This window comes from Mycobacterium sp. SMC-13, from assembly GCF_045311035.1.
Classification (GTDB): domain Bacteria; phylum Actinomycetota; class Actinomycetes; order Mycobacteriales; family Mycobacteriaceae; genus Mycobacterium.
On the sequence record NZ_JBJIAI010000065.1, the window covers coordinates 1 to 5,341 of the forward strand.

At 67.1% G+C, this 5,341-nt stretch carries 7 protein-coding genes; 2 read left to right on the plus strand and 5 right to left on the minus strand.

Going from position 1 to position 5,341, the window contains the following annotated elements; translation table 11 throughout:
• The 5 genes from ACJH6I_RS31530 to merA all read right to left on the minus strand — a co-directional run.
• On the minus strand, window positions 1-763 hold a 763-nt coding region (locus ACJH6I_RS31530; RefSeq protein ID WP_406785181.1), incomplete at its 3' end, for a cytochrome c biogenesis CcdA family protein.
• Window positions 760-1,260, minus strand: a complete 501-nt coding sequence (locus ACJH6I_RS31535) for a redoxin domain-containing protein (protein WP_225433764.1) — start codon at window positions 1,258-1,260, stop codon at window positions 760-762. The genes ACJH6I_RS31530 and ACJH6I_RS31535, both read right to left, overlap by 4 nt.
• Before the next feature lie 46 nt (window positions 1,261-1,306).
• On the minus strand, window positions 1,307-1,597 hold the full coding sequence (locus tag ACJH6I_RS31540; RefSeq protein ID WP_005148657.1) for a hypothetical protein: 291 nt from the start codon (window positions 1,595-1,597) through the stop codon (window positions 1,307-1,309).
• Between the two features lie 32 nt (window positions 1,598-1,629).
• The gene (merB, locus tag ACJH6I_RS31545; RefSeq protein ID WP_005148656.1) at window positions 1,630-2,271 is read right to left on the minus strand and encodes an organomercurial lyase MerB; all 642 of its coding nucleotides are present in this window, start codon (window positions 2,269-2,271) and stop codon (window positions 1,630-1,632) included.
• 26 nt (window positions 2,272-2,297) lie between these two features.
• Window positions 2,298-3,701 carry a mercury(II) reductase gene (gene merA, locus ACJH6I_RS31550; protein WP_005148655.1) on the minus strand — a complete coding sequence of 468 codons (1,404 nt, stop codon included), beginning with the start codon at window positions 3,699-3,701 and terminating at the stop codon, window positions 2,298-2,300.
• Between the two features lie 56 nt (window positions 3,702-3,757).
• Between merA and ACJH6I_RS31555 the strand changes: the two genes are divergently transcribed.
• Together ACJH6I_RS31555 and ACJH6I_RS31560 are read left to right on the plus strand one after the other, a co-directional pair.
• Window positions 3,758-4,147 carry a heavy metal-responsive transcriptional regulator gene (locus ACJH6I_RS31555; RefSeq protein ID WP_005148625.1) on the plus strand — a complete coding sequence of 130 codons (390 nt, stop codon included), beginning with the start codon at window positions 3,758-3,760 and terminating at the stop codon, window positions 4,145-4,147.
• A 138-nt stretch (window positions 4,148-4,285) separates the two neighbouring features.
• A complete protein-coding gene (locus ACJH6I_RS31560; protein ID WP_079481877.1) occupies window positions 4,286-4,927 on the plus strand; it encodes a cadmium resistance transporter in 642 nt (213 codons plus the stop codon).
• Window positions 4,928-5,341: the final 414 nt, after the last annotated feature.

Below are 5,341 nucleotides of genomic sequence, written 5' to 3' on the forward strand. Positions count from 1 at the left end.
CAATGACGCTGGCCGGGAGGGCGTGGTCCTGCAGCCATCCGGTCGCGGTGGCCGACCAGCCGGTGAGCAGGTTGCCGCCGCTGGCGGTGTGCCCGGTGGCCGCGGGCAGCCAGTACCACGCGAGGTAGGCGCCGGTGGCGATGAGGACAACGGCGGTGACGCGGGTCCCGTGGCGGGCGAGGATACCCAGATGCCGGGTCAGGGCCGTGCCGGCGATGGCGGTGCCGACGCTGACCAGCATCAAGATGGTGGCGGCACCGGCTGTGTATGCGGTGAACACTGCCAGCAGACCGCCCCATCCGCTGGTGGCCTGGGCCTGGGCGATCACCGCGAGCAGTACCCCGAAGGTGCAGGACAGTGACGCCAGGGCGTAGCCGATTCCGGCCGCGAGCACACCACCGGCTGTTGGGGAGTCCGGCCGATGACGCGTCCGGGCAGGCATACGCAGACCGATGGTGCGGCCGGTGAGCATGAAGCCGCCCAAGATGGCCAGGGTGAGCCCGATCGTGATCCCGAGCCAGGGAGCAGCCGTCACCAGGGTCCGGGCACCGGCACTGATCGCGATACCGGCGAGGGTGAGGGTGCCGGTGAACCCGATGGTCAGGACGGCCCCGGTGCGCAGTGCCCGGGCCAGCCGCACGAGCACCGCATCGGTGCCGCCGGTGGCGATGGTGCCGGTGATCCACGCCGGTAGCAGCGCGAACCCGCAGGGGTTGACCGGGGCGAGCATGCCAGCGGTAAACGCGAGCGCGAGCAGGTTCACCGTGCGGCGCTGCTGCCGAGGGCGGCCAGGATCTGATCCTGGGACGGGGCGTGGCCGCGGTAGCTGATCTGCCCGGACGGGTCGATGACGAGGGCGGTGGTCGGCGCGGTCACCTGGTAGCGGCTGGTCAGGGCCCCGTTAGTATCGACGACCGCGGGCAGGCTGGTGCCGCCGATCTGGTCCAGGAAGTGGCGAACATCGGCGGGTTTCTCGGTGGGGACGATGTCGACGGCTAGGAACTTGGCGCTGCCTCCGGCTTTCTCCACGGCCGCCCGAGCAGCGGCCAGGGATTTACCGCCGCCGACGCATTCGCCGCACCCGTAGGAGAAGAACAGGATCGCGGTCGGGGCGGCAGCGGGCAGTTCGACGGTTTTGCCGTCCACCGTGGTCAGTGTCGCCGCCGTCGCCTGGGTTGTGGCGTTGGCGTGTGGCGGTGAGGTCGGATTGCTGGTTGTGGCCGATTGGCCGCACGCGGTCAGCGCGCCCGCTGCCAGCATCACAGCCGTAACGCCCGCCCACCTGTGGGGTGTAAACGAACGCGTTTCAGACATTGTCGATGCTTCCTTTCGTCAGGTCGTCGAGCGTGTGCGTCGCGGGTGAATGGCTGTCGGCGGGACAGCAGTGATCGCCGCGTTGACCGCGGCGGGCGAAGGCGACCACAGCCGCCAGCAGCAGCGCGACGGCTGCCCCGATGACCCATGGATTCTCGAGCAGTCCACACACGGCGGCGAGCGCGCCGCCGGCGATCAGGACTGGCGCGGCGCAACACAGGGCCGTCACCAGCACCGCTGCCGCACCCAGCAGCACGGGATTTCTTCGTGGACGTTGATTCATTGATTTCTCCTCATCAGGTTGGGTGCGGCTGGTCAGCTGCAGCAGCCGGGGTGGGCAGTTGGCGGGGTATGGAGCTGGGTAAGGATTTGTGTGGTCAGGGCTGCGCCGAGTTGGTGGGCCTCAGCGACGCTGACGATCTGACCTTCGGGGTGCTCGGCGAGCCACGGCGCGGCGTCCTGCGCGCAGGTGAAGTAGTGCACCTGGTTGCAGAATGAGGACCGGATCGAGGTGAGGTCGTCGGGGTTGACCAGCGAGACCACCGCGGTCTCGGGCTGCACGCTGGTGACACCGTTTTCGCCGACCGAGACCCTGATCGGGTGCCCGCTGACGGGTGATTCGGATTCGATGCTGGCGGGCCGGTCCAGGATGGTGGGAAAGATGAGGGTGTCCAGGGCGCACCAGGTGTAGAGCTCTTGGCCGGCCACGGTGAATCGGTGGCGGGTCGGGCGCAGGGTCAGGCCCTGGCCGACGATGCGGCCCTGCTCGTCGTATTCGGTGTCGGGTACCGCGGCCAGACGCCGGGTCACCTCGTCAACCGGGAGGCCGACGGCCGCGGCGAGCGCCTCCACGGTGACCGGCTCGCCGGCGGCGAGCAGCCGCAGCAACGGCACCAGCATCGTCGGGTCGAGCCCGGACTCTTCCGGAATGGTCAGGCGGTCAAGGAAATTGGGCATCAGGAACCTTTCGAGTGAGCCATGCGTCAGGATGCGCAGCAGGACAGTCGGGACATATCGGCGCTGAAGGACTGGGCGGCGATTTTGATGCCTTCGGCCATGGTCAGATACGGGGCCCAGGACCCGGCGACCTGGTCGACGGTCATCGCGGCGTCGAGGATGTAGACCGCGGCGGCGGCGATCTCGCCAGCATCCTTGGCGACGGCGGTGATGCCGTGGATGCGGCCGGTGCCGGCGTCGGCGACGAGTTTGATGAAACCGCGGGTGTCTCGGTTGACCACCGCACGCGGCACATGTTTTAGCGGCAGCACCCGGCAGTCGCACCGTGTCCCGGCGGCGAGGAGCTCGGCCTCGGTCGTCCCGGCCGCACCGACCGCGGGGCTGGTGAACGTCACGCGGGGCAGATGGCGGTAGTCGACCCTGCGGCCGGCGTCGGTGAAGATGTTGTCGGCGACCATCGCGCCGTGATGGGCGGCGACGTAGACGAACTCGCGGTGCCCGGTCACGTCGCCGGCCGCCCAGATCCGTGGGTTCGACGACTGCAGCCCGTCGCTCACCACGACCTCGTTGTTCTCGCCGGTTTTGACCTGCACCGCTTCGAGATTCAGGCCGTCGGTGTTCGGACGGCGGCCGGTGGCGACGAGGACTTTCGCGGCACGGAACTGCTGCGTTCCGCCGGTGATGGTCGCGGTGACCGTGACCTGATCGTCGGCCTGCTCGACCTCGCTCACCGTGGCGCGGCGCACCACCCGGATGCCGTCGTCGGCGAACACCTCCAGCAGCGCCATGCCGACTTCCGGCTCTTCCTTCGATGCCAGCGTGGAGCGGACCAGCACCGTCACCGTTGACCCGAGCCGGGCGAACAGTTGCGCCTGCTCCAACGCGACGTAGCCGCCGCCGATCACCAGCAGCGACTCCGGGACCTCGGTGACTTCCATCGCGGTGGTCGAGGTCAGGTAGGCGACGCCCTCGAATGCGGGCGGGATGACTGGGTTCGCGCCGGTGGCGATCAGGTAGTGCTCGGCCTCGATGGTGGCATCGCCGACCTCGATGACGGGCGCGTCCGGGGTTCCGGCGAACCGCGCTTGGCCCTGAATGCGCTGCCAGCCATACGATTCGGCCACGTTGAGGTACTTCTCTGAGCGCAGCGACTCCACCAGATCGTGCGTGCCGGCGATCAGGGCCGCCATGTCCACCGGGCCGGCCGTGGTGGCGATCCCCGGGAACCGGGCAGTGTCGGCTGCGGTATGCCGGGCCTCGGCCGCTGCGATCAGGGCCTTTGACGGCACGCAGCCGGTGTTGACACACGTGCCACCGAAGATGCCGCGCTCGATCATGACGACGGACTTGCCGAGCGCGGTAGCGCGGATCGCCGCGGCCATCGCCGCGCCGCCGGAACCGATGACCGCGAGGTCCAATCCCTGACTCATGCACCCATCCTTGACCTTCAAGTAGGCTTGAAGGTCAAGTGTTCTGAGGAGACATCGTGAGAATCGGGAAGCTCGCCGAGGCGACCGGGGCCACCACCGCGACGCTGCGCTACTACGAAGACGAAGGCCTGCTCCCGCCCGCCGAACGTTCCCCGGCGGGGTATCGCGACTATGCCGCCGACACGATCGCCCGGGTCGGCTTCATCCGACGGGGACAGGCCGCCGGGTTCAGCCTCGCCCAGATTCGGCAGATCCTCGACATCCGTGACAGCGGCCACGCGCCGTGCACGCACGTGCGCGACCTGCTCGACATCCGACTGACCGACCTCGACGAGCAGATCAGCGCACTGGTGGCACTGCGCGAGACCATCGCCCGGCTGCGGCAGGGCGCCGAAAGCGTCGACCCGGAATCATGCAGCGCCGATGACGTATGTCGATACCTCTAGGAGCCACCTCCGTGGCACCGGAGGCATGTATTTCGTCAAGTCCGTTGACCCCGGCAGTCGTCATGAATTTCCGCCCCACTGGAGGTCGTTGGTGCGCGGGAGCGCGGGGCCTGCTGAGCAGTAGGCTCACCCGATGCGGTGGGATTTCACTCGAAGCTGGTCGCATTGGCCGTGCTGAGCCCAGCCACACTCGTTCAGGCGATCGCCACCTTCGCCATCACCAATATCGACGACATCGTGGTCCTCGCGGTGATGTTCGGCCAGGCGCCCGGTCATCGTGGCGCAGCCATCCGAGTGACCGCCGGTCAGTACCTCGGCTTCACCGCCATCTTGGCAGTTTCGGTCGGCGGCGCACTCCTGGGTGCCACGCTGCTTCCTCCAGCCGCACTGCCGTACTTCGGGCTGCTGCCCATCGTGTTGGGGCTGCGGGCGGCATGGCTGGCCTGGCGGGATCGCCGCACCCAACCGGCGCCGACCGATGATCCCGCAACACTGTTGACGCCTGGCACCTGGCAGGTCGCAGTCATCACCTTCGCCAACGGCGGCGACAACATCGGCGTGTACGTTCCGATCTTCGCCGTCTCAACGATCGCCACCATCGGTGTTTACATCATCGTGTTCCTCATCGGTGTGGCCATCTGGTGCGCGGCCGGCCGATATTTCGCCTCCCACCCGATCATCGCCAAAGCACTCTCACGCTGGGGCCACATCGTTCTGCCCGTTGCACTGATCACAATCGGGGCCCTCATCCTCATCAAAGGCGGAGCGTTCGCCCTCTAGCTCGGAGCAACTTCACCACTCAGGGCCAGGAGGCGCTCCTGCATCGGCATGTGTTGGCGTTCAACCACTTTGGTGATGTCCCGGCCCGTATCCGCTATGACAATCTAAAACGGGCGGTGGCCAAGGTGCTCAAAGGCCGCAGCCGGCACCCGAACTACCAACACGAGCGAGCGCACCACAGAATCATGATCGTGTGTCACGAGAGACACGATCACAGTAGTTATACCGAAGACGTACCCGAGCCAACGGAATCGACAGGAGACCATTCCGGCTACCCTGCTGCGCTCGCAGCCGGGCGCGGAAGCAGGGTTGCCCCAGATTCAATGAGAAACGTCGCGATCGAAATTCTCATCCAATCTGGGGCAATGCAGGTCAGACTAGTAAATGTGCCCCAGATTCAATGAGAACGGACAT

Coding starts and splice junctions, on each gene's coding strand:
- ACJH6I_RS31535 (WP_225433764.1), bottom strand. CDS start 1,260: ATGCTGGCAGCGGGCGCGCTGACCGCGTGCGGCCAATCGGCCACAACC.
- ACJH6I_RS31540 (WP_005148657.1), bottom strand. CDS start 1,597: ATGAATCAACGTCCACGAAGAAATCCCGTGCTGCTGGGTGCGGCAGCG.
- merB (WP_005148656.1), bottom strand. CDS start 2,271: ATGCCCAATTTCCTTGACCGCCTGACCATTCCGGAAGAGTCCGGGCTC.
- merA (WP_005148655.1), bottom strand. CDS start 3,701: ATGAGTCAGGGATTGGACCTCGCGGTCATCGGTTCCGGCGGCGCGGCG.